The sequence below is a fragment of the Shinella sp. genome, assembly GCF_049651085.1.
GTDB lineage: Bacteria > Pseudomonadota > Alphaproteobacteria > Rhizobiales > Rhizobiaceae > Shinella.
The window spans coordinates 118,153-139,305 of the sequence record NZ_JBASBL010000005.1 but is presented as its reverse complement, the minus strand read 5'-3'; the positions used below and the strand labels follow the sequence as shown (position 1 = coordinate 139,305).

At 63.6% G+C, this 21,153-nt stretch carries 19 protein-coding genes; 4 read left to right on the top strand and 15 right to left on the bottom strand.

Annotated elements, in window-relative coordinates; all coding sequences use genetic code 11:
- Window positions 1-6: 6 nt before the first annotated feature.
- Complete coding sequence (gene irrA, locus WA950_RS02910; protein ID WP_424550178.1) at window positions 7-426, bottom strand: iron response transcriptional regulator IrrA; 420 nt, start codon at window positions 424-426, stop codon at window positions 7-9.
- Window positions 427-742: 316 nt separating this feature from the next.
- Here irrA and fabA point away from each other — a divergent pair, with 316 nt between their 5' ends.
- From fabA to fabI, 3 genes are read left to right on the top strand one after another with little or no spacing between them, the layout of a single operon-like run.
- Entirely contained in the window at window positions 743-1,258 is a 516-nt protein-coding gene (gene fabA / locus WA950_RS02905; protein WP_306033667.1) for a 3-hydroxyacyl-[acyl-carrier-protein] dehydratase FabA, read from the top strand.
- Between the two features lie 54 nt (window positions 1,259-1,312).
- Window positions 1,313-2,536 carry a beta-ketoacyl-ACP synthase I gene (gene fabB / locus WA950_RS02900; RefSeq protein ID WP_424550177.1) on the top strand — a complete coding sequence of 408 codons (1,224 nt, stop codon included), beginning with the start codon at window positions 1,313-1,315 and terminating at the stop codon, window positions 2,534-2,536.
- Window positions 2,537-2,541: 5 nt separating this feature from the next.
- The gene (gene fabI, locus WA950_RS02895) at window positions 2,542-3,348 is read left to right on the top strand and encodes an enoyl-ACP reductase FabI (RefSeq protein WP_424550176.1); all 807 of its coding nucleotides are present in this window, start codon (window positions 2,542-2,544) and stop codon (window positions 3,346-3,348) included.
- Window positions 3,349-3,393: 45 nt separating this feature from the next.
- Here the strand turns inward: fabI and WA950_RS02890 are convergent, their stop codons facing one another.
- From WA950_RS02890 to rimP, 12 genes are all read right to left on the bottom strand, one after another.
- A complete protein-coding gene (locus tag WA950_RS02890; protein ID WP_424550175.1) occupies window positions 3,394-3,621 on the bottom strand; it encodes a hypothetical protein in 228 nt (75 codons plus the stop codon).
- A gap of 110 nt (window positions 3,622-3,731) precedes the next feature.
- Complete coding sequence (locus WA950_RS02885; RefSeq protein ID WP_424550174.1) at window positions 3,732-4,748, bottom strand: class I SAM-dependent methyltransferase; 1,017 nt, start codon at window positions 4,746-4,748, stop codon at window positions 3,732-3,734.
- Between the two features lie 90 nt (window positions 4,749-4,838).
- The gene (gene pnp, locus WA950_RS02880; protein ID WP_424550173.1) at window positions 4,839-6,980 is read right to left on the bottom strand and encodes a polyribonucleotide nucleotidyltransferase; all 2,142 of its coding nucleotides are present in this window, start codon (window positions 6,978-6,980) and stop codon (window positions 4,839-4,841) included.
- Window positions 6,981-7,329: 349 nt separating this feature from the next.
- Complete coding sequence (gene rpsO, locus WA950_RS02875; protein WP_424550172.1) at window positions 7,330-7,599, bottom strand: 30S ribosomal protein S15; 270 nt, start codon at window positions 7,597-7,599, stop codon at window positions 7,330-7,332.
- Between the two features lie 162 nt (window positions 7,600-7,761).
- Window positions 7,762-8,094 (bottom strand): SH3 domain-containing protein, encoded by a 333-nt coding sequence (locus WA950_RS02870; protein WP_424550171.1) that lies wholly within the window; start codon window positions 8,092-8,094, stop codon window positions 7,762-7,764.
- 46 nt (window positions 8,095-8,140) lie between these two features.
- On the bottom strand, window positions 8,141-9,874 hold the full coding sequence (locus WA950_RS02865; protein WP_424550170.1) for a sensor histidine kinase: 1,734 nt from the start codon (window positions 9,872-9,874) through the stop codon (window positions 8,141-8,143).
- A 232-nt stretch (window positions 9,875-10,106) separates the two neighbouring features.
- A complete protein-coding gene (gene truB, locus WA950_RS02860) occupies window positions 10,107-11,042 on the bottom strand; it encodes a tRNA pseudouridine(55) synthase TruB (RefSeq protein WP_424550169.1) in 936 nt (311 codons plus the stop codon).
- A gap of 13 nt (window positions 11,043-11,055) precedes the next feature.
- Entirely contained in the window at window positions 11,056-11,466 is a 411-nt protein-coding gene (gene rbfA, locus WA950_RS02855; RefSeq protein WP_424550168.1) for a 30S ribosome-binding factor RbfA, read from the bottom strand.
- A gap of 72 nt (window positions 11,467-11,538) precedes the next feature.
- The gene (gene infB, locus WA950_RS02850; protein ID WP_424550167.1) at window positions 11,539-14,184 is read right to left on the bottom strand and encodes a translation initiation factor IF-2; all 2,646 of its coding nucleotides are present in this window, start codon (window positions 14,182-14,184) and stop codon (window positions 11,539-11,541) included.
- A 104-nt stretch (window positions 14,185-14,288) separates the two neighbouring features.
- The gene (locus WA950_RS02845; protein WP_424550166.1) at window positions 14,289-14,942 is read right to left on the bottom strand and encodes an RNA-binding protein; all 654 of its coding nucleotides are present in this window, start codon (window positions 14,940-14,942) and stop codon (window positions 14,289-14,291) included.
- 90 nt (window positions 14,943-15,032) lie between these two features.
- Window positions 15,033-16,631 (bottom strand): transcription termination factor NusA, encoded by a 1,599-nt coding sequence (gene nusA / locus WA950_RS02840; protein WP_424550165.1) that lies wholly within the window; start codon window positions 16,629-16,631, stop codon window positions 15,033-15,035.
- Window positions 16,632-16,760: 129 nt separating this feature from the next.
- The gene (rimP, locus tag WA950_RS02835; protein ID WP_424550164.1) at window positions 16,761-17,375 is read right to left on the bottom strand and encodes a ribosome maturation factor RimP; all 615 of its coding nucleotides are present in this window, start codon (window positions 17,373-17,375) and stop codon (window positions 16,761-16,763) included.
- Between the two features lie 254 nt (window positions 17,376-17,629).
- On the opposite strand from rimP, the gene WA950_RS02830 reads away from it, so the two are divergent.
- A complete protein-coding gene (locus WA950_RS02830) occupies window positions 17,630-19,258 on the top strand; it encodes an MFS transporter (RefSeq protein WP_424550163.1) in 1,629 nt (542 codons plus the stop codon).
- On the opposite strand, the gene WA950_RS02825 is transcribed toward WA950_RS02830, so the two are convergent.
- A complete protein-coding gene (locus WA950_RS02825) occupies window positions 19,259-20,515 on the bottom strand; it encodes a lytic murein transglycosylase (protein WP_424550162.1) in 1,257 nt (418 codons plus the stop codon).
- Between the two features lie 8 nt (window positions 20,516-20,523).
- Window positions 20,524-21,129: a recombination mediator RecR gene (recR, locus tag WA950_RS02820; RefSeq protein ID WP_424550161.1), complete on the bottom strand. Its 606-nt coding sequence runs from the start codon at window positions 21,127-21,129 to the stop codon at window positions 20,524-20,526.
- Between the last annotated feature and the right edge of the window lie 24 nt (window positions 21,130-21,153).

Below are 21,153 nucleotides of genomic sequence, written 5' to 3'. Positions count from 1 at the left end.
GAGGGTTCAGCCCTTGCGCGCACGCAGGCGAATGATCACATCAACGTGAGCGATTTCCATGCCTTCCGGCGGCTCCGGCAGGTTGCCGATCGCTATATTGCTCACCGGAATGTCGAGGACGTGGTTTTCGCCTTCGACGAAGAAGTGATGGTGGTCGGACACATTGGTGTCGAAATAGGTCTTCGAGCTTTCGACCGCCAGAACGCGAATGAGGCCTGCCTCGGTGAACTGGTGCAGCGTGTTGTAGACGGTTGCCAGCGAGACGGGGACACCGGCTGTCACCGCCTCCTCGTGGAGTTCCTCAACCGTCAGGTGCCGGTCGCCCTTGGCGAACAGCAGGTCGGCAAGGGCCACGCGCTGACGCGTCGGGCGCAGGCCGGAATGGCGCAGGCGCTCTTCGATGGGCAACTCATGTGCATGCGTCATGGGTGACGGATCCGCTTGTCTGGCCTTGAACAACAATCTTGAACTTTCGATATAACTTTAGCAGTGCAGGGATTCAATAGGATTGCGGCAGTCAAAAGGCGCGCAACAGGCGGAAAAACCGGGGCCTTTACCTTCGTATGGGCAATTTGCTCTGGCTGTCACCGCAAGCATCATGTATGCGGACTGCTGAATTAATGTCGCGCCCATGCCGGGTGCGGCGACAAAAAGGGAGGGGTCGAGGTGCTTCAATTCGCACTACGCCTCCTCTAAAACGAACGCGAACCAAGCGTTGTTCAAGACCGGGATGAGACATTCGATGACGACCAGGCAATCCAGCTACAACTACGAGGAAATTCTGGCCTGCGGCCGCGGCGAGCTTTTCGGCCCCGGCAATGCCCAGCTTCCTCTGCCGCCCATGCTGATGGTCCACCGCATCACCGACATTTCCGAAACGGGCGGCGCCTTCGACAAGGGCTATATCCGCGCCGAGTACGACGTGAAGCCCGACGACTGGTATTTCCCCTGTCACTTCCAGGGCAACCCGATCATGCCGGGTTGCCTCGGCCTCGACGGCATGTGGCAGCTCACCGGCTTCTTCCTCGGCTGGCTCGGCGAGCCCGGCCGCGGCATGGCGCTTTCCACCGGCGAAGTGAAGTTCAAGGGCATGGTCCGCCCGGAGACGAAGCTGCTCGAATACGGCATCGACTTCAAGCGCGTCATGCGCGGCCGCCTCGTGCTCGGCACGGCGGACGGCTGGCTGAAGGCGGACGGCGAGACCATCTATCAGGCAAGCGACCTGCGCGTCGGCCTGTCGAAGGACAAGGAAGCCTGAGGGCGGTAGCGCCCCGCTTTCACAACGAGACGATTACAGAAAAGGTCAGACATCATGAGACGGGTTGTTGTCACGGGTCTGGGGGTCGTATCCTCCATCGGGAACAATGCTGACGAAGTCACCGCATCGCTGCGCGATGCGCGCTCGGGCATCAGCTTCTCGCAGGATTTCGCCGATCATGGCTTCAAGTGCCAGGTCTGGGGCTCGCCGAACATCGATACGACCGACCTCGTCGATCGTCGCGCGGCCCGCTTCCTCTCGCAGGGCGGCGCATGGAACCATGTCGCCATGAAGCAGGCGATCGCCGATTCCGGCCTGGAAGAGGCGGTCTATTCCGCCAATCCGCGCGCCGGCATCATCATGGGTTCGGGCGGTCCGTCCACCCGCACGCTGATCGAGGCTGCCGAGATCACCCTCAAGAACAATTCGCCCAAGCGCATCGGCCCGTTCGCCGTGCCCAAGGCGATGTCCTCGACGGCATCGGCAACGCTCGCCACCTGGTTCAAGATCCACGGCGTCAACTATTCGATCTCCTCGGCCTGCTCCACTTCGGCCCATTGCATCGGCAATGCCGCGGAGATGATCCAGTGGGGCAAGCAGGACATCATGTTCGCCGGCGGCCACGAGGACCTCGACTGGACCATGTCGAACCTGTTCGACGCCATGGGCGCCATGTCCTCCAAGTACAACGACACGCCGTCCACGGCCTCGCGCGCCTATGACATCAGCCGCGACGGCTTCGTCATTGCCGGCGGCGCGGGCGTTCTGGTTCTCGAAGAGCTGGAACATGCCAAGGCCCGCGGCGCCAAGATCTATGCCGAGATCGTCGGCTATGGCGCGACTTCGGACGGCTACGACATGGTCGCTCCGTCGGGCGAAGGCGCGGTGCGCTGCATGCGCCAGGCGCTTGCCACCGTGAAGGGCGATGTCGACTACATCAACACGCACGGCACCTCGACGCCCGTCGGCGATTCGAAGGAAATCGGTGCGATCCGCGAAGTCTTCGGCGACAAGATTCCGCACATCCAGTCGACCAAGTCGCTGACCGGCCACTCGCTGGGCGCTGCCGGCGTGCAGGAATCGATCTACGGCCTCCTGATGATGCAGGCCGGCTTCATCGGCGAAAGCGCGCATATCACCGAGCTCGACCCGGAATTCGACGGCGTGCCGATCGTTCGCAAGCGCATCGACAATGCCAAGATCGACACGATCCTGTCCAACTCCTTCGGCTTCGGCGGCACGAACGCCACGCTGGTCTTCCAGCGCCATAACGGATGACACGCATGACGGGGATCATGAACGGCAAGCGCGGCCTCATCATGGGGGTCGCGAACAACCACTCCATCGCCTGGGGCATCGCACAGAAACTTGCAGGTCAGGGCGCGGAACTCGCCTTCACCTACCAGGGCGATGCGCTCGGCAAGCGCGTGAAGCCGCTCGCCGCCGAACTCGGCTCCGATTTCGTCATTCCCTGCGACGTGGAGGACATTACCTCCGTCGACGCAACGATCGACGCGATCAAGGAGAAGTGGGGCAAGCTCGATTTCGTCGTTCACGCCATCGGCTTTTCCGACAAGAACGAGCTGAAGGGCCTCTACGCCGACACCTCGCGCGACAACTTCTCGCGCACGATGGTCATTTCCTGCTTCTCCTTCACGGAGATCGCCAAGCGTGCGGCCGGCCTGATGACCGACGGCGGCTCGATGCTGACGCTGACCTATGGCGGCTCGGTGCGCCTCATGCCGAACTACAACGTCATGGGCGTCGCCAAGGCGGCGCTGGAAGCCTCCGTGCGCTACCTCGCCGGCGACTACGGTCCGCAGGGCATCCGCGTCAACGCGATCTCGGCCGGCCCGATCCGCACGCTGGCCGGTGCGGGCATTTCGGACGCCCGCGCCATGCTTTCCTGGCAGCAGAAGAACGCGCCGCTGCGCCGCACCGTCACCATCGAGGACGTCGGCAATTCGGCGCTCTACCTCCTCTCGGATCTCTCGAGCGGCGTGACCGGCGAAATCCACTATGTGGATGCCGGCTACAACATCACCTCCATGCCGACGCTGGAACGCCTCGCCCAGGCCGACAGCGAGTAACACAAACGGCGCGAAGTCCTGCACTTCGCGCCGTTTTTCTATCGATCAGAGTGCCGTCAGAACGACGACGAGCAGGATTACCGCCGCCAGAACCCCGAGCAGCAGCATGCGCACGCGGGGGTTCATTTCGAGCGGCTTGCCGTCTGCGCCGCGCTTCATGAAGGCGATCGGCACTTCGGAGGGCGGCGTATGCCCCTCCCCTTCCTTCACATCCTTGGCGATAACTTCCGCCACATCTTCCATCATCGGCGGTCTAGCCGGTCCAAAAGCCATTACGGGTCTCCTGAACGAGAACGATCCGATGATCGTGGACCTCTTTCAGGAAAATGGCAATCGGCCCCGTTCGGGCTCGCCCGCCGGCTGCGAAAGCGCCGGCAAGCGCCTTAGCGCTTGCCCCACAGGACCTTGAAGCGGGCGTTGCGGCAGACTTCGCCGCTTTCCTTGAAGGCTTCCTTCAGCACCGGCTCGTAGGGCAGGCCACGGTTGGCGACCATCAGCAGGCGGCCACCGGATTTCAGCGACTTCGCCGCCATGCGGATCATGCCGGCACCCAGAGAATGGTCGGCGGCATGCCCCTCGTGGAAGGGTGGGTTCATGACGATGAGGTCATAGTGATCGCGCGGCGTCTCGGCGGTGAGGTCGAACCAGAAGTAGCGGGCGGGAATGTTCGGGCAGTTTTCCGCCATGTTTTCCTTGGCTGCTTCCAGCGCATCGTGATGGGCCTCGAACACGTCGATGCCCTTCACCTGCGGCGCGCGGCCGCCGAGCATGACCGAGAGATAGCCCCAGCCTGCGCCGAAATCGGCGGCATGGCCGTGGAAATCCTCCGGAATGCGGGTGGCGAGCAGTTCGGAGCCTTCGTCGATCCGGTCATGCGAGAACATGCCGGGGGCAGCGGTGAAGCGGCCGGCGACGCGCACCGGCTTTGCCGCGAGCTTGGCGATTGCTTCCGAAGGATCTTCCGGCCGGGCGAACCAGATCGCGAGGCCATGGTATTTCGGCATGTAGTCGCCTGTCAGGCCAAGCTGGTCCAGGCGCTTGCGCATGGACTGGATGCCGTCTTCCTTGCCGCCGGCAACGACGATCAGGCCGCCTGTGCGCACGCGGCGCAGCGCCTCGGCGATACGGTTCTCGTTCTCGCCCTTGTGCTTGTTGATCAGGATGAGCGCACCGTCATAGTCCTCGCCCTCGATGGTGGGCTTGACCGGCACGCGCATGGCTTCGAGCCCGCGATAGAGCGCACGCTGCGGCTGAACCGCATCGATGGTCGCGCCGAAACCTTCCGGCGGGCGTTGCCCGGCTTCTGCGCCGAGGAACAGATAGCGCTCCTCCTCGCCCGGCATGGCAAGCGTGTCGGCTGCAAAGGGATGGAACAGGGTTTTCAGGGCGTCGCGGGTCATGGGCGGCTTTCGGCGGAGGGAAAAGATCTGTCAAAGAAAAGGGGCGCGGAACGTGCCGCTCCGCGCCCCCTTTGATCGGTAAGGGTCCGATTATTCGGCGGCTTCGCCGTCACCCTTCTTCTCGGCAGCGACTTCCTTGCCGGTCGCCTGGTCGACGACCTTCATGGAGAGGCGAACCTTGCCGCGCTCGTCGAAGCCCATCAGCTTGACCCAGACCTTGTCGCCTTCCTTGACGACGTCGGAGGTCTTGGCAACGCGCTCCTGAGCGAGCTGCGAGATGTGCACGAGGCCGTCACGCGGGCCGAAGAAGTTGACGAAGGCGCCGAAGTCGGCGGTCTTGACGACCGTGCCTTCGTAGATCATGCCGACTTCCGGTTCTGCGACGATCGAGTGGATCCACTTGCGGGCCGCTTCGATTTCCTTGCCGGAAGAGGACGCGATCTTGATCGTGCCGTCGTCTTCGATGTTGATCTTGGCGCCGGTCTTTTCGACGATTTCGCGGATGACCTTGCCGCCCGTGCCGATGACTTCACGGATCTTGTCGACCGGGATGTTCATGACTTCGATGCGCGGTGCGAATTCGCCGAGCTGGCTGCGGCCTTCGGAGATGGCATTGGCCATTTCGCCGAGGATATGCTTGCGGCCGCCCTGCGCCTGGCTGAGCGCGACCTTCATGATCTCTTCGGTGATACCGGCGATCTTGATGTCCATCTGCAGCGAGGTGATGCCGTCAGCGGTGCCGGCAACCTTGAAGTCCATGTCGCCGAGATGATCTTCGTCGCCGAGGATGTCGGAGAGAACCGCAAAACGCTCGCCTTCAAGGATCAGGCCCATGGCGATACCGGCAACCGGCTTGGCCAGCGGTACGCCGGCGTCCATCAGAGCGAGCGAGGTGCCGCAAACCGTTGCCATCGAGGACGAGCCGTTGGACTCGGTGATCTCGGATACGACGCGCAGCGTGTAGGGGAACTGTTCCGCGGTCGGCAGCATCGGACGGATAGCGCGCCAGGCGAGCTTGCCGTGACCGATTTCGCGGCGGCCCGGAGAGCCCATGCGGCCCGTTTCACCGACCGAATAGGGCGGGAAGTTGTAGTGCAGCAGGAAGCGTTCCTTGTACATGCCGGTCAGGCTGTCGACGTACTGTTCGTCTTCGCCGGTGCCGAGCGTCGCAACAACAACCGCCTGGGTTTCACCGCGGGTGAACAGGGCCGAGCCGTGGGTGCGCGGCAGGATGCCGACTTCCGAGACGATCGCACGAACGGTGTCGAGATCGCGGCCGTCGATGCGGCTCTTGGTGTCGAGGATGTTCCAGCGAACGATCTTCGCCTGCAGGTGCTTGAAGACGGCGCCGATGACTTCAGCGGTGTACTTCGGCTCAACGCCTTCCGGGAAGAAGTGTGCCTTCACCTTGGCCTTGACGGCGTCGACGGCAGCGTAGCGATCAGCCTTCTGGGTGATCTTGTAGGCGGCGCGCAGTTCGGTTTCGGCAAGGCCGAGCATTTCGGCTTCGAGTTCGGAATGATCTTCCGGGGTGAAGTCGCGCGGTTCCTTGGCAGCCACTTCAGCGAGCTTGATGATCGCATCGATGACCGGCTGGAAGCCCTTGTGGCCGAACATGACGGCGCCGAGCATGACGTCTTCGTTGAGTTCCTTGGCTTCCGACTCCACCATCAGGACGGCGTCCTGCGTGCCGGCAACGACGAGGTCGAGAACGGACTCATCCATCTCGTCGAGATGCGGGTTCAGGACGTATTCGCCATTGATGTAGCCGACGCGGGCGGCGCCGACCGGGCCCATGAAGGGAACGCCGGAAATCGTCAGCGCTGCGGAAGCTGCTACCATCGACAGGACGTCGGGATCGTTTTCGAGGTCATGCTGGATGACCGTGACGACGACCTGCGTGTCGTTCTTGTAGCCTTCCGGGAAAAGCGGGCGGATCGGACGGTCGATCAGACGGGAAACCAGCGTTTCCTTTTCCGACGGACGGCCTTCGCGCTTGAAGTAGCCACCCGGGATCTTGCCGGCGGCGTAGGTCTTTTCCTGGTAGTTGACCGTCAGCGGGAAGAAATCCTGGCCCGGCTTCGGCGCCTTGGCGGAAACGATGGTGGCGAGAACGACGGTCTCGCCGTAGGTGGCGAGAACAGCGCCGTCAGCCTGACGGGCGATCTTTCCGGTTTCCAGCTTGAGCGGACGGCCCGCCCATTCGATTTCAACCGTATGGGTATCGAACATATCTTGTCCTTCTTGGCAGATACGCGCACCGCCGCCTGTAAGGCGCAGGTGGTCTATCCGCTATATGACGCATCATGGGCAAGACAACGGGAGGCTTCCGGATCTGGCCGCGATGTCCGCGGGCAAAGGCTTTTTCGAGCCTGGCCGACGGCAGGCGCGCGCCTGAAGCATCCTGCAATCCTGCCCCATGACAGGTCATCGGTTGGTTCCGCAGGGCCGGCCCACCCGGCCTGCTGGAAAATGCGTTTCACGAGGGCGGTCGCAACCGGCACATGCAAAACGTCTGGCAGAGCATCTGCTCCGCGAAATAAAGCGGCGGGCGCTCACGAAGAACGCCCGCCGGAATTGCTTAGCGGCGAATGCCCAGGGCAGCAATCAGCTTGCTGTAACGGGATTCGTCCTTCTTCTTGAGGTAGTCAAGAAGCGAGCGGCGGCTCGAAACCATCGTCAGCAGACCACGGCGGGAATGGTTATCCTTCTTGTGGTCCTTGAAGTGGCCGGTCAGGTTGTTGATGCGCTCGGTCAGGATCGCAACCTGGACTTCCGGGGAACCGGTGTCGCCTTCGACAGTTGCATATTCCTTGATCAGCGCAGCCTTGCGCTCAGCAGTAATCGACATCGTATGTCCTTTCATGAATGGAGAACTTAAGGTCGCCAAAAGCCGGGATGTCGTCCAGCAATGGCCGTGAAGGCAAGGAGGCCAGGCCCCATTGCTGGCGGTGCCTATAAACCATTCCCTGCTGAAATGGAAGGCCCGTCGTAAATGGCCCGTTCCGGCCGTTTAACGCCGGTCCGCCGGCTGGCTCGGCGGAGCCTCGCGCGCACCGCTACCCTTGGGGCAAACGACATAGGCGCCGAACACCCAGCCGACCCGTTCCCCCTGCTGCGCGATGAAGAGCCAGCGCTTCGCGCCAAGCTTCATCTCGTCGACCACATCGACACGCGCCCCGTTCTGAAGGGTTGTCAGGATCGTTCCGTTCGGCGCCGAGCGCACGTTGAGTGGCGAGCCGGTCGGATCGTCGACAAGGCACGCATCGGCCGCGGCGGCGGGCGTGGAAGCAAGAGCGCCCGAAAGAGCGGCCAGGACCACCGCCATGCGCAAACAGAACGTCATGAAATACACCCGTTGCAGGAGAGATCTGGGTGGTGCGCTGCCGTCATCATTGCATGGAACCCGCCTGATGGGCATCCAGATCGCGCAGGCGCGCAAGCGGGATCATCACGCGCCACTCGATCCCATCGTCATGCACGGTGAAGTCCAGCGTCGCATCGAGCGCCATGCCGAGCATGCGTTCCAGCACCACGCTGCCAAAACCCTTGCGGCTTGCAGCAATGGCCTCCTTGTCGATCGTCGCCCGGGTTTCGCGCCAGACAAGGTTCAGGGTATCGCCGGAGGTCACCCAGCTCAACGAAACGATGCCGGCCTCGTTGGCGAGTGCGCCGTATTTCGTGGCATTGGTCGATAGCTCGTGCAGGGCCATGCCGAGTGTCTGCGAAGCTTGCGGGTCGAGCAGCACGGCGGGGCCGGCAATACGCACGCGCGAAGCATCGGCGGGCGTAAACGGGGTCAGCTGGTTCCTCGCCAGCTCCGCAAGGTTCACGCCTTGCGTCGCATTGTCGATCATCAGGTCCGTCGAGCGGGCAAGACCCGCCACGCGCTTGCGGAAGGTTTCGGCGAAGTCTCCGGGATTTTCTGCCCCGGCCGCCGACTGATTGAGCATTGCCTGGATGACGGTAAGCTGGTTCTTCGAGCGATGCGCCACCTCGCGCATCAGGAAACGCACCTCGTGTTCCGCCTTGACGCGTGCATCGGCCGCCTCGGCCAGCGCGCGCGATACGGTTTCCAGCTCCGAAATCGCATAGGGACGCGCCGCGACCCGCTCGCCCTGACCAAGCCGGCGCGCATCCTGCGCCAAAAGGCGCACGTCCCGCGAAAGAACGCGGGCGATGCCGACTGCGCTCAACGTAGCAAGGAACGCAAAGACGGCGCCACCGATCGTCAGCCACAGGAACGAGGAAACCGCCGGCGCCTGCACATCGGACGATTTCGCCCAGGCGATCATGCGCCAGCCGGCGAGCGAGGAGAATTCGGTGACGACCTGGTAGTTGACGCCGCCCTGCCGCATCGTGCTGACGCCGAGGCGCAGCGAGGGCACGACGCGCAGGAAGAACGGCTCTCCCGCCTTCTGGTTCTCACCCGTCGAGGCGATAACCGTGCCCGCGGTGTCGAGCACCGCCGCGTTCCAGCCGGGAGAAAGAACATCGGGATTGACGGCGCGCCGCAGCGCCTCGGCGTTCTTCGTCATCGCCAGCAGCACATACCGGCCATTGGTGAGACGCATCGGCAGATAGACGTTGAAGCCCCATTGCTGCGCCGTCTTGTCGAAGAAGAGATCGGACACCATGCGTTCGTTGCGCGCGAAGGCGAGGCCCGCCGAAACCGTCTCGGAGGCGGCATTCAGCGGCGTGCCATAGGGAACCCGCGTGTTGAAGAGCTGGTGCATCGACTGGTCGATCAACACGAAATAGGTATCGGTGCCTTCGAGCGCCTTCGTCGCCTGCCCATGCAGGGCCGCATAGTCGCCCGCCTGCAGGCTATCCGAGATCGACAGGAGGTTGAGCGTCGAGAACATGCCGGAGATTTCGCGTTCGACGGCGCGGTTCACAGCACTGGTCGACGTGCGCAGCAGCGATTCGAATGTGCGCTCCTGCGCCTCGGTGGTGCGCTTCAGGACGATGATGGAGAAAAGGAAGGCGGGGATGACGACGACAAGGATGAGGCAGACGAGATAGAAGACGACGGGATGATGCATGCGCCGACGGGTCGGAACGGTAGCAGCACTCTCAGCCGCATCCTTGGCGGACACCGTCCTGTCAGTCGGCGCAGTCGTCAACGGCCAGCCCCTTCTCCCCTTCACCCAGCGCCAGCCGTCGCGGCAATGGGCCGCCTGGCCCGCGCTTGAACGAACCTCGCGGAGCCATAGAGCCTGTCGCTTGTGGTGAAATCAAGTCGGCAGCCATTGGTTCCGTCCTGCGACTTTAGAGCGTTTTTGCATTTCTGCGAAACACGAAAACGCTCTAAAATCACTTATATGCGGGACCGCTGCATACTTTTCGGGAGTTGCCTTAGCCTGCGAAGACCCGCTTCGGGCGGAATTCACCGCCGCCGATCTCGCCGATCGCAACCAGCTTACCACGCGCGGTGGCATAGGCCTCATCGGCCGCAACCGGTGCGTCCCGGCCGCGCAGGATGATCGGATTGCCCATCCGCAGCCGGTGCGCCTGGTCGTCGTTGACGACGATCTGCGGCAGGCTGGAAAGCGCTTCACCCGTATCGATCATGAAGGCGTCGAGCGCGGCCAGCCGCTCGGCCTCATCCTCGATCTCCTCAAGCGCCGTCAGGTCGGCAAGCGGCACCATGTCATCCTCGCCGAAGGGCGCGACGAAGGTGCGGCGCAGGCCCGAAATATGGCCGTAGCACTCGAGCTGGCGGCCGAAATCGCGGGCAAGCGCACGCACATAGGTGCCCTTGCCGCATTCGACTTCGAACTCGGCCGTATTTTCGTCCGGGCAGCCAAGAAGCGTGAGGCGGTGGATTTCCACCTCGCGCGAGGGGATTTCGACTACTTCGCCCTCACGGGCCAGATCGTAGGCGCGTTCGCCGGCGATCTTGATCGCGGAAAACTGCGGCGGGATCTGCTGGATGACGCCGGTATATTCACCGAGGATCGCCTTGATGGCGTCGGCGGTGGGGCGCTTGTCGGAACTCTGCGTGACTTCGCCTTCGAGGTCGTCCGTCGAGCGCTCCTCGCCCCAGGTCACGGTGAATTCGTAGATCTTCCGGCCATCCATGACGTAGGGCACGGTCTTGGTGGCGTCACCCAGCGCGATCGGCAGCATGCCGGAGGCAAGCGGATCGAGCGTGCCGGCATGGCCCGCCTTCTGCGCCTTGAAGAGCCACTTGATCTTGGCGACGGCCTCCGTCGAGCCGAAATCGAAAGGCTTGTCGAGGATAAGCCAGCCGGAAACCGGCCGGCCCTTGGGTTTGCGGGGTCTGGACATCTGTATCCTGAAATTATTGGTCTTCGGCGCCGTCGTCGGCTCCGAGATCCCGTGCAACTTCCGGCGAACGCAGGAGCTCGTCGATCTTCTTGTAATTGTCGAAGCTCGTATCGTCGCGGAAGCGCACGTCGGGCATGTACTTCATCTGCCGAAGCTGCGGGCCGAGACGGCCCCGGATGAATTTCGCATTTCGGTTCAGCGCCTCGATCACCGCGTCATGGTCCTTGACGCCGAGCGGCGTCACGTAGGCCGTGGCGTGCTTGAGGTCGGGCGACATGCGCACTTCCGAAACGGCAATCACGGTCTTTTCCAGCAGCGGATCGCGCACCTCGCCGCGCTGGAGAACCTGGGTGATCGCCGCACGCACTTGCTCGCCCACGCGCAGCATGCGTTGCGACGGCGCCGAGGATGTTGCTTTTGTCATGGTCGTCACCTTCAAAAAAATACGAGCGCCGAAAAGGTCCGGCGCTCGCATGATGATCTGATCGCCGCCCGCTTACAGCGTACGGGTAATATGCTCCACGCGGAAGCATTCGATCTGGTCGCCCGCACGGATGTCTTCGTAGTTCTCGAAGGCCATACCGCATTCCTGGCCGACATTGACTTCCGAGACTTCGTCCTTGAAGCGCTTGAGCGTCTTGAGCTTGCCTTCGTGGATGACGACGTTGTCGCGTACGAGGCGAACGCCAACGCCACGCTCGACCTTGCCTTCCGTGACGCGGCAACCTGCGACCTTGCCGGTCTTCGTGATGTTGAACACCTCGAGGATTTCGGCATAGCCAAGGAAGGTTTCGCGGCGTTCCGGCGAAAGCAGGCCCGACATGGCCGCCTTAACGTCATCCATCAGATCGTAGATGATGTTGTAGTAGCGGATTTCGATGCCCTGGCGTTCGGCGAGGCTACGGGCCTGCGCGTTTGCACGGACGTTGAAGCCGATGATGACGGCATCCGACGCTTCGGCGAGCGAAATGTCCGACTCGGTGATGGCGCCGGCGCCGGAATGCACGATGCGCACCCGGACTTCGTCTGTGCCGAGCTTTTCGAGCGAGCCGGCGATGGCTTCGATCGAACCCTGCACGTCGCCCTTCACGAGCAGCGGGAACTCCTTGAGGCCGGAAGACTGCAGCTGGTTCATCATCTGCTCGAGCGAGCCGCGCGAACCGGTCTGGCGCGCCACCTGCTTCTCGCGGGCGAGGCGCAGACGGTATTCCGAGATTTCGCGGGCACGGCTTTCGTTCTCGACCACGGCGAATCTGTCGCCGGCGGCCGGGGTGCCCGAAAGGCCAAGTACTTCGACCGGGGTCGACGGACCTGCGGACTTGACGTGTTCACCCTTGTCGTTGACGAGCGCGCGAACGCGGCCCCACTGGTCGCCAGCCACGATGATCTGGCCAGGCGTCAGCGTGCCCTTCTGGACGAGAACCGTTGCGACGGCGCCGCGGCCACGGTCGAGTTCGGCCTCGACGACAACGCCTTCTGCCGTGCGGTTCGGATTCGCCTTGAGGTCGAGGATTTCGGCCTGAAGGAGGATCGCTTCGAGCAGCTTGTCGAGGTTCGTGCCGTTCTTGGCCGAGACTTCGACGTCGAGCGTTTCACCGCCCATCGATTCAACGAAGACTTCGTGCTGCAGAAGCTGCGTGCGAACACGCTGGGCGTCCGCGGTCGGCTTGTCGATCTTGTTGATCGCTACGATGATCGGAACACCCGCCGCCTTGGCGTGGTTGATGGACTCGATCGTCTGCGGCATCACGCTGTCGTCGGCTGCAACCACGAGGATCGCGATGTCCGTCGCCTGCGCACCACGGGCACGCATTGCGGTGAACGCGGCGTGGCCGGGGGTGTCGATGAAGGTGATCTTGTTGCCGTTCTTCTCGACCTGATACGCGCCGATATGCTGCGTGATGCCGCCGGCTTCGCCGGAGACCACGTTTGCATGGCGGATCGCGTCGAGCAGCGAGGTCTTGCCGTGGTCGACGTGGCCCATGATCGTCACGATCGCCGGACGGGACTCCAGGTCGCCGTCTTCGTCGGCAACGTTGAAGATGCCTTCTTCGACGTCGGATTCCGACACGCGCTTGACGGTATGGCCGAATTCGACGGCGATGAGTTCAGCCAGGTCGGCGTCGATCAGATCGCCGGGCTTCATCATCTGGCCTTCCTTCATCAGGAACTTGATGACGTCGACGGCGCGCTCGGACATGCGCTGCGACAGTTCCTGGATGGTGATGGTTTCCGGCAAGATCACTTCGCGCATTACCTTCTCACGCGTCTCCTGCATCATGGAGCGCTTGAACTTCTCCTGGCGGCGACGCATGGCCGAGAGCGAACGGCCGCGCTGCGTGCCGTCCTCGTCGGTCGAGGCGGTCGTCAGCGTCAGCTTGCCCTGGCGGCGGCCGTCGTCGGCCTTCGGACGGGCGGGCACCTTCGCAGGCTCCGGACGCTTGACGGCGCCCCGGTTCGCGGGAGCACCGCCACGCGGACGCTTGTCTTCGTCCTCATCGTTTTCACGGCGGCGACCGGGAACGGCACCGGGCGCGGCAACCGGCGTACGGACCGGCTGCGGGCGTGCTTCGGCGGCGGCTGGCGCTGCTGCCGGCTTTGCAACAACCTCTTCCTCGACGGGAGCAGGGGCGGCGGCCTCGCTGGCGCGGCGCTCGGCCTCTTCCTTCTCGCGCTGAATGCGCTCTTCTTCCTCGACCTTGCGGCGAGCTTCCTCTTCCACCTTGCGGCGGGCCTCATCCTCGATCCGCTGGCGCGCTTCGGCGGCGTCGCGGATCTGCGCTTCAGCAAGCGCGCGGCGACGGGCCTCGACCTCATCGGCAGAAAGCTGGTTCAGAACGACGCCGACACGCGGGCGGGTCTGCTCGGAGCGCTGCTGATGCTGCGGCACCGGTCGCGACTGCTGCGGCGCAGGGCGGGTCTGCTGCGGCTCGGGAGCGCGCTGCACCGGGGTGACGGGCGTCACCGGGCGTTCGTCTTCCGGACGGTTGATGCGGCGCTTGCGAGTCTCGACCACAACGGCCTTGGTGCGGCCACGACCCATGTCCTGGCGCACCGTCCCCTGCTGAACCCCCGAGGGCTTCAGCGTCAGGGTCTTCTTGCCTGCCACGTTGATCGTCTTGTCGTCATTGTTTTCGGTCATTCCGTTCCGTTCCTAAGATCAGAGCCGGATGCGTATCACCGAGCCCTGTCGTTCAATAGTGTTCATCCAATGCGGTTTCTGCCGGCAAAAAGCCGGTGACCGCGTCATTGGTTTGGCTGGCCAGCGCCGCCATGTGCTCTCAACCGGTCGCCGCCCCGGTATTTTTCGAGCATGATTGCGCGCTTCACTACACCCTCACCCGCCTGCCCTGCAAGCGCTGCGGCATGGATAAAAGCATTCTGGCCCAAAAGCCCCCCCAATTCACCCTCCGAAAAGAGCTTGAAGGAGGGTATTTCCATTTCGTCGTCGCGCAGGAAGCTTGCCGCCTTGCGCGCCTGGTCAATCTTTCTCACGCCATCCTCGGCCGCATCCGTCGAATGGAAGACAGCCAGCGCAGCCAGTGAGCGCACCGCCTGGTCCACCTTGGTCGAGCCGGTGATGAACTGGCCCGCCTTGCGCGCCATGTTCATCATGCCGCCAAGCTGGGCCGCCAGAAGCCGGTCCAGTTCGGCGCCGAGTTCCGGCCCTGCCTTGGCCTCCGCCTTCAGGGCGCGAGCAAAGAGCTTCTTGGCAACCGCCTTTTCGACGATCGCCCGTTCCGCCTTCACCCAGCAACCACGTCCGGGAAGCTGACGCTTGAGGTCCGGCACGACGTTTCCGTCGGGACCCACGACGAAACGGATCAGATCATCCGCCTCGCCGCTTTCGCGCGTCACGATGCACATGCGCTCGTTCACGCCGTCGTCCTTCTTACTCATATAGGTCTCCGCAACTCCCGGCGCAAAACCGCTGCGCCCTTTTGCTGAAATTGCGTAGCCACGGCGTGTCCTGCCACACGAGGACGCCGATCAGGCGTCCTCTTCTCCACCTTCAACGACCGGCTCCTCGACCGCCAGATCCTCTTCCGTGATCCAGCCGGCCGCAAGACGGGCCTGCACGACCATGGCTTCGGCTTCGGCGCGGGAGACCTCGAACTTCGAGAACAGGCCCTCGAACTTCTTCGTCTCGCCATCCTTGCGCTCCGACCAGCCGACAAGGTCGTCGGCCGCGCAGCCTGCGAAGTCTTCCATCGTCTTGATGCCGTCCTCGCCGAGCGCGACGAGCATCTGGCCCGTCATGCCGTCGATCTGGCGCAGCTCGTCGGAAACGCCGAGTTCCTTGCGCTTGGCGTCCATCTCGGCCTCGATGCGGTCGAGATATTCGCGGGCGCGGGTCTGCAGTTCCTGGGCCGTGTCTTCGTCGAAGCCCTCGATCGAGGCGATTTCGTCGAGTTCGACATAGGCAAGCTCCTCGACGGCGGCAAAGCCTTCGGAAGCGAGGACCTGGCCGACCATCTCGTCGACATCGAGCGAATCCATGAACAGATTGGTGCGCTCGTTGAACTCCTTCTGGCGACGCTCGGACTCTTCGGCTTCCGTCAGGATGTCGATGTCCCAGCCGGTCAGCTGCGAGGCAAGGCGCACGTTCTGGCCGCGACGACCGATGGCGAGCGAAAGCTGCTCGTCCGGAACGACCACTTCGATGCGCTCGGCATCCTCATCCAGAACGACCTTGGCGACTTCGGCCGGCTGAAGGGCGTTGACGATGAAGGACGCCGGGTCCTGCGACCACGGAATGATGTCGATCTTTTCGCCCTGAAGCTCGCCGACGACGGCCTGCACGCGCGAGCCGCGCATACCGACGCAGGCGCCGACCGGATCGATGGACGAGTCGTTCGAGATGACGGCGATCTTGGCGCGCGAGCCCGGATCACGGGCGACCGACTTGATCTGGATGATGCCGTCGTAGATTTCCGGCACTTCCATGGTGAAGAGCTTCACCATGAACTGCGGATGGGTACGCGACAGGAAGATCTGCGGGCCGCGCTGTTCGCGGCGCACGTCGTAGACGAAAGCGCGGACGCGGTCGCCGTAGCGCATGTTTTCGCGCGGGATCATCTCGTCGCGGCGGATGATGCCCTCGCCACGACCGAGGTCGACGATGACGTTGCCGTACTCGACGCGCTTGACCGTGCCGTTGACGATCTCGCCGATGCGATCCTTGTACTCGTCGAACTGGCGGTCACGCTCGGCTTCGCGCACCTTCTGCACGATGACCTGCTTGGCCGACTGGGCGGCGATGCGGCCAAAGTCCATCGGCGGCAGCGGATCGGCGATGAAGTCACCGAGCTTGGCGTCCGGATTGCGGTCACGCGCCAGTTCCAGCGGGATCTGGGTGGAATAGTCTTCGGCTTGCTCGACGACTTCCAGCAGGCGCTGGAGGCGGATTTCGCCGGTCTTGGAATTGATGTCGGCGCGGATGTTCGATTCCGTGCCGTAACGCGAGCGGGCTGCCTTCTGGATGGCGTCGGCCATCGCGGCAAGCACGATCTCGCGGTCGATGACCTTTTCACGGGCCACGGCATCCGCGATCTGCAGAAGCTCAAGCCGGTTCGCACTGACTGCCATTGTCTCAGGTCTCCATGGTCAAGCCGGGTCTTGCCCGGCATCGGGGAGCGGGGTCGCCGCTCCGGTTCCGTCCTCTGCGCTTCGCCCGCAAACGGGACAGACGCCCCGGGGACGAAACGCACTCACAACTTATTCGTCTTCGCCGTCTTCGTCGTTCTGGTTGGCGGCCTCGGCCGCCTTCGCCTTCTTGTCGGCGGCCAGCGCATCGCGGATCAGCTCGTCCGTCAGGATCAGTTTGCCCTCGGCAAGCGCCGTGAACGGGATGACGACGGTGGGCTCTTCGCCGGCAGCCGGCTGATCCCGATCGAGCGTGAAGCCGTTCTCGTCGGTCGCGATGATCTTGCCGCGGAAGCGCTTGCGCCCGTCGACGAGGATCGACGTCTCGCATTTCAGCAAGTGGCCGAGCCAGCGGGTGAAATCCGACTTGCGAACCATCGGCCGGTCGATGCCGGGCGACGACACCTCGAGATGATACGCCTTGTCGATCGGATCCTCAACGTCGAGCACCGGCGAGACGGCCATGGAGACCTGCTCGCAATCCTCGACGGTCATCGTGCCGTCCGGCCGCTCGCACATGATCTGCAGCGTTGCACCGTTCTGCGCCAGAAGCCGGACGCGGACCAGCCGGTAACCGACTTGTTCGATGGTCGGCTCGATGATCTCGGCGACGCGAAGGTCGAGACCGGTCTCGACGATCAACCGCGGCTCGACGGTAGCGTTTTCTGTCTGGGTCGTGTCGGACATGACTGCCCTCCCGGGATGTCGTTATCATGCGCTTGATCGAGGCAATAAAAAAGAGCGGGTCCTCGCGGGCCCACTCTTCATCTGACGATCAAGAATTTGAGGTTGATATAGACCCACTTCGGCGGAATTGCAAGGTCGCCTGAAAAAGCCGCCTGTGGGCGACGTGCTCCCCTGACTTTTCCATCCAGCGACTTGCCGCATTCTGCCGATGGACTAGATTGCTCACAACGCTGCGTCGAGAATGAGTGCCTGCCGTGCCTGACCGGACATCCCCCCTCGCCCCTTTCAGAAACGAAACCTTTCGGCTGATCTGGGTCGCAAGCTTGGTGTCCAACTTCGGCGGACTTATCCAGGCGGTTGGCGCGGCCTGGATGATGGCCTCGATCTCCTCCTCCGCCAACATGGTCGCGCTGGTGCAGGCCTCCACCTCGTTGCCGATCATGCTGTTTTCCGTCGCCGCCGGTGCGCTCGCCGACAATTTCGACCGGCGCAAGCTGATGCTCACCGCCCAGTGTTTCATGCTGGCGGTCGCGATCGCCCTGACGCTCTGCGCCTGGTACGAAGTCATCACGCCCTGGCTGCTGCTCACCTTCACCTTCCTCATCGGCTGCGGCACGGCGCTCAACAACCCCGCCTGGCAGGCCTCCGTCGGCGACATCGTGCCCCGCGAGGACCTTCCCGCCGCCGTTTCGCTCAACAGCATGGGCTTCAACCTGACCCGCAGCGTCGGCCCCGCCATCGGCGGCGCCATCGTCGCGGCGGCAGGCGCGGCGGCCGCCTTCGCCGCCAATACGCTCAGCTATTTTGCCCTGCTCTATGTGCTCTTCCGCTGGAAGCCGAACACCTCGCCGCGCACCCTGCCGCGCGAGGATTTCGGCCGCGCCGTCTCTGCGGGCCTGCGCTATGTTTCCATGTCGCCCAATATCGGCAAGGTGATGCTGCGCGGCTTCGCATTCGGCCTTGCGACCAGCTCGATCCTCTCGCTGCTGCCGCTGATCGCGCGTGACCTCGTTGCTGGCGGACCGCTTACCTACGGTATTCTGCTCGGCTGTTTCGGGCTCGGCGCCATTGGCGGCGCGGTCATGAATGCGCGCCTGCGCGAACGCTTCACCAGCGAGACCATCGCCCGTCTCGCCTTCGCCGGCTTTGCCATTGCCGCTGCCGTTTCCGCCATCAGCACCTCGGCGCTGCTGACAGGCGCCGTGCTGCTGATCGCCGGTGCGTCCTGGGTCATGGCGCTCTCGCTCTTCAACACGACCGTGCAGCTCTCGACGCCGCGCTGGGTCGTCGCCCGGGCGCTGTCGCTCTACCAGACCACGACCTTCGGCGGGATTGCTGCCGGAAGCTGGATCTGGGGCACGACGGCCGATACCCACGGCGCGCAGACGGCGCTGCTGGCCTCCGCCGTCGCGATGATCGCCGGCGCAGCGCTCGGCCTTCGTTTCAGCCTTCCCGAATTGCGAACCCTCAACGTCGATCCGCTCAACCGTTTCAGCGAGCCGGACCTGCCGCTCGACCTGAAACCGCGCAGCGGCCCGATCGTCATCATGATCGACTACGTGATCGCGCAGGAAGACATCCGTGAATTCCTGGAGGCAATGACCGAGCGGCGGCGCATCCGCATTCGCGATGGAGCCGGCCAGTGGGCGCTGATGCGCGACCTCGAAAACCCGACGATCTGGACCGAGACCTACCATGTGCCGACCTGGGTGGAGTACGTGCGCCACAACCAGCGCCGCACCCATGCGGATGCGGCAAACGGCGAAAAGCTACGCCAGTTGCATAGCGGTGCGGAAGAGCCGCGCGTCCACCGCATGATCGAGCGACAGACGATCATCCCGAACGAATACGAGCGCTTCAAGCAGCAGGTCGAGATTCACTGATCAGCGCAGCTTCGTCTTGAGGGATGCATCCGGGTAGCAGGTCGGCGACAGGCCGCTCTTGGCCTGCCAGTCGCCGAGCGAACGGCGCGTCTTGTAGCCGGGAAGGCCGTCGACCTTGCCGACGTCGTAGCCCTTGGCGACGAGCGCCTTCTGCATGGCAAGCACATCCGAGCGCAGCATCTTGCCGACATCGCCCCACGCGCCACGGAACGGGCCGCTGCCATAGGCGATGCGGTCGGCGAGGTTGCCGATGAAGAGGGCATAGAGGTCGGAGTTGTTGTATTCCTTGAGCACGTAGAAATTCGGCGTGACGATGAATTCCGGCCCGTGCGTGCCAGCCGGAACCAGCATCATGCCCGAGGCCTTCGCCTCGCCGGAGGAAAACGCCTTGCCGGAAATGCGCGTGATGCCGCTCGACGCCCAGGCCGAGATCGGCTTGGCAAGGTCGGGGCCTTCCTGCGCGCAGGAAACGCCGTTCGGTATCGTCACCTCGTAGCCCCAGCCGCGGCCCGCCTGCCAACCCTTCTTCGCAAGGTAGTTGGCGATCGAGGCAAGGCTGTCCGGCACCGATCCCCAGATGTCGCGCACGCCGTCTCCGTCGAAATCGACGGCATATTGCAGGAAGCTGGTCGGCATGAACTGCGGCTGACCGAGCGCGCCGGCCCACGAGCCCTTCAGCTGCGCCACCGTCCGGTCGCCGCCGTCGACGATATGCAGCGCCGCGATCAGCTCCTTGCGGAACAGGTCCTTGCGCGTCGACATGAAGGCCTTGGTGGCAAGCACTTCCACCGCCGAATAGGGGATCTTCGCGCTGCCGAAACCCGATTCACGGCCCCAGACGGCGACGACGATCTCGCCCGGCACGCCAAAATGTTGCTCTATCTTGCGCAGGGTGCCCGCATGGGTCTTGGCCAGCCGGCTTCCCGTTCCCGCAAGGCCCTGCAGGCGCTTTTCGGAAAAATAGGCGCCCGGCGAGGAAAACTCCGCCTGGCTCTGCGCCTGCTCCTTCTTCGGCCGGGAGCCGGGCGGCACGAGATCGGGCAGGTCCCAGCTGAGCGTCACGCCCTCCATCGCCGCGCGAAACGTCTTTTCGCTGACGCCGGTCTTCTGGGCCGCCGGCCAGAGATCGTTGTCGATCCAGGCGCGAAACATCTTCTCCACCTCGGCCTTGGAGGCGGCATGGGTCGGCAGGGAGAGACCAAGCGCGATCAAGGCGGCGCTGACGGACGTCTTCAAGGCATTGCGGAAAGTCTGCATGGGCTCCCTCAGATCGCCGTGCGGGCGCGCAAGGCGGCCGTCAATGTTCCTTCGTCGAGATAGTCGAGTTCACCGCCAACAGGCACGCCATGGGCAAGCCGGGTGATCTTCACCTCAAGGCCGGAAAGCTGGTCGGTGATGTAGTGCGCCGTGGTCTGGCCCTCGACGGTCGCATTGACCGCGATGATCAGTTCGCGCACGCCGCCCTTGGCCACGCGGTCGACGAGACCGCGGATATTGAGGTCGTCCGGCCCGATGCCGTCGAGCGGCGAGAGCGTCCCGCCGAGCACATGGTAGGCGGCGTTCATCGCCGCGGCGCGTTCCAGCGCCCACAGATCGGAGACATCCTCGACGACGATGATGACCGAGTGGTCGCGACGCACGTCGGTGCAGACCGTGCAGGGATCGCTCGTATCCACGTTGCCGCAGCACGAGCAGATGCGCACCTTGCGATGCGCCTCACCCATCGCGTCGGCCAGCGGCCCAAGCAGCTGGTCCTTCTTCTTGACGAGATGCAGCGCGGCCCGACGGGCCGAGCGAGGCCCAAGGCCCGGCACCTTCGCCAGAAGCTGGATGAGTTTTTCGATTTCGGGGCCGGTGACTCGTTTTGCCATTGCCGGTATCTAGCCCATATCCAG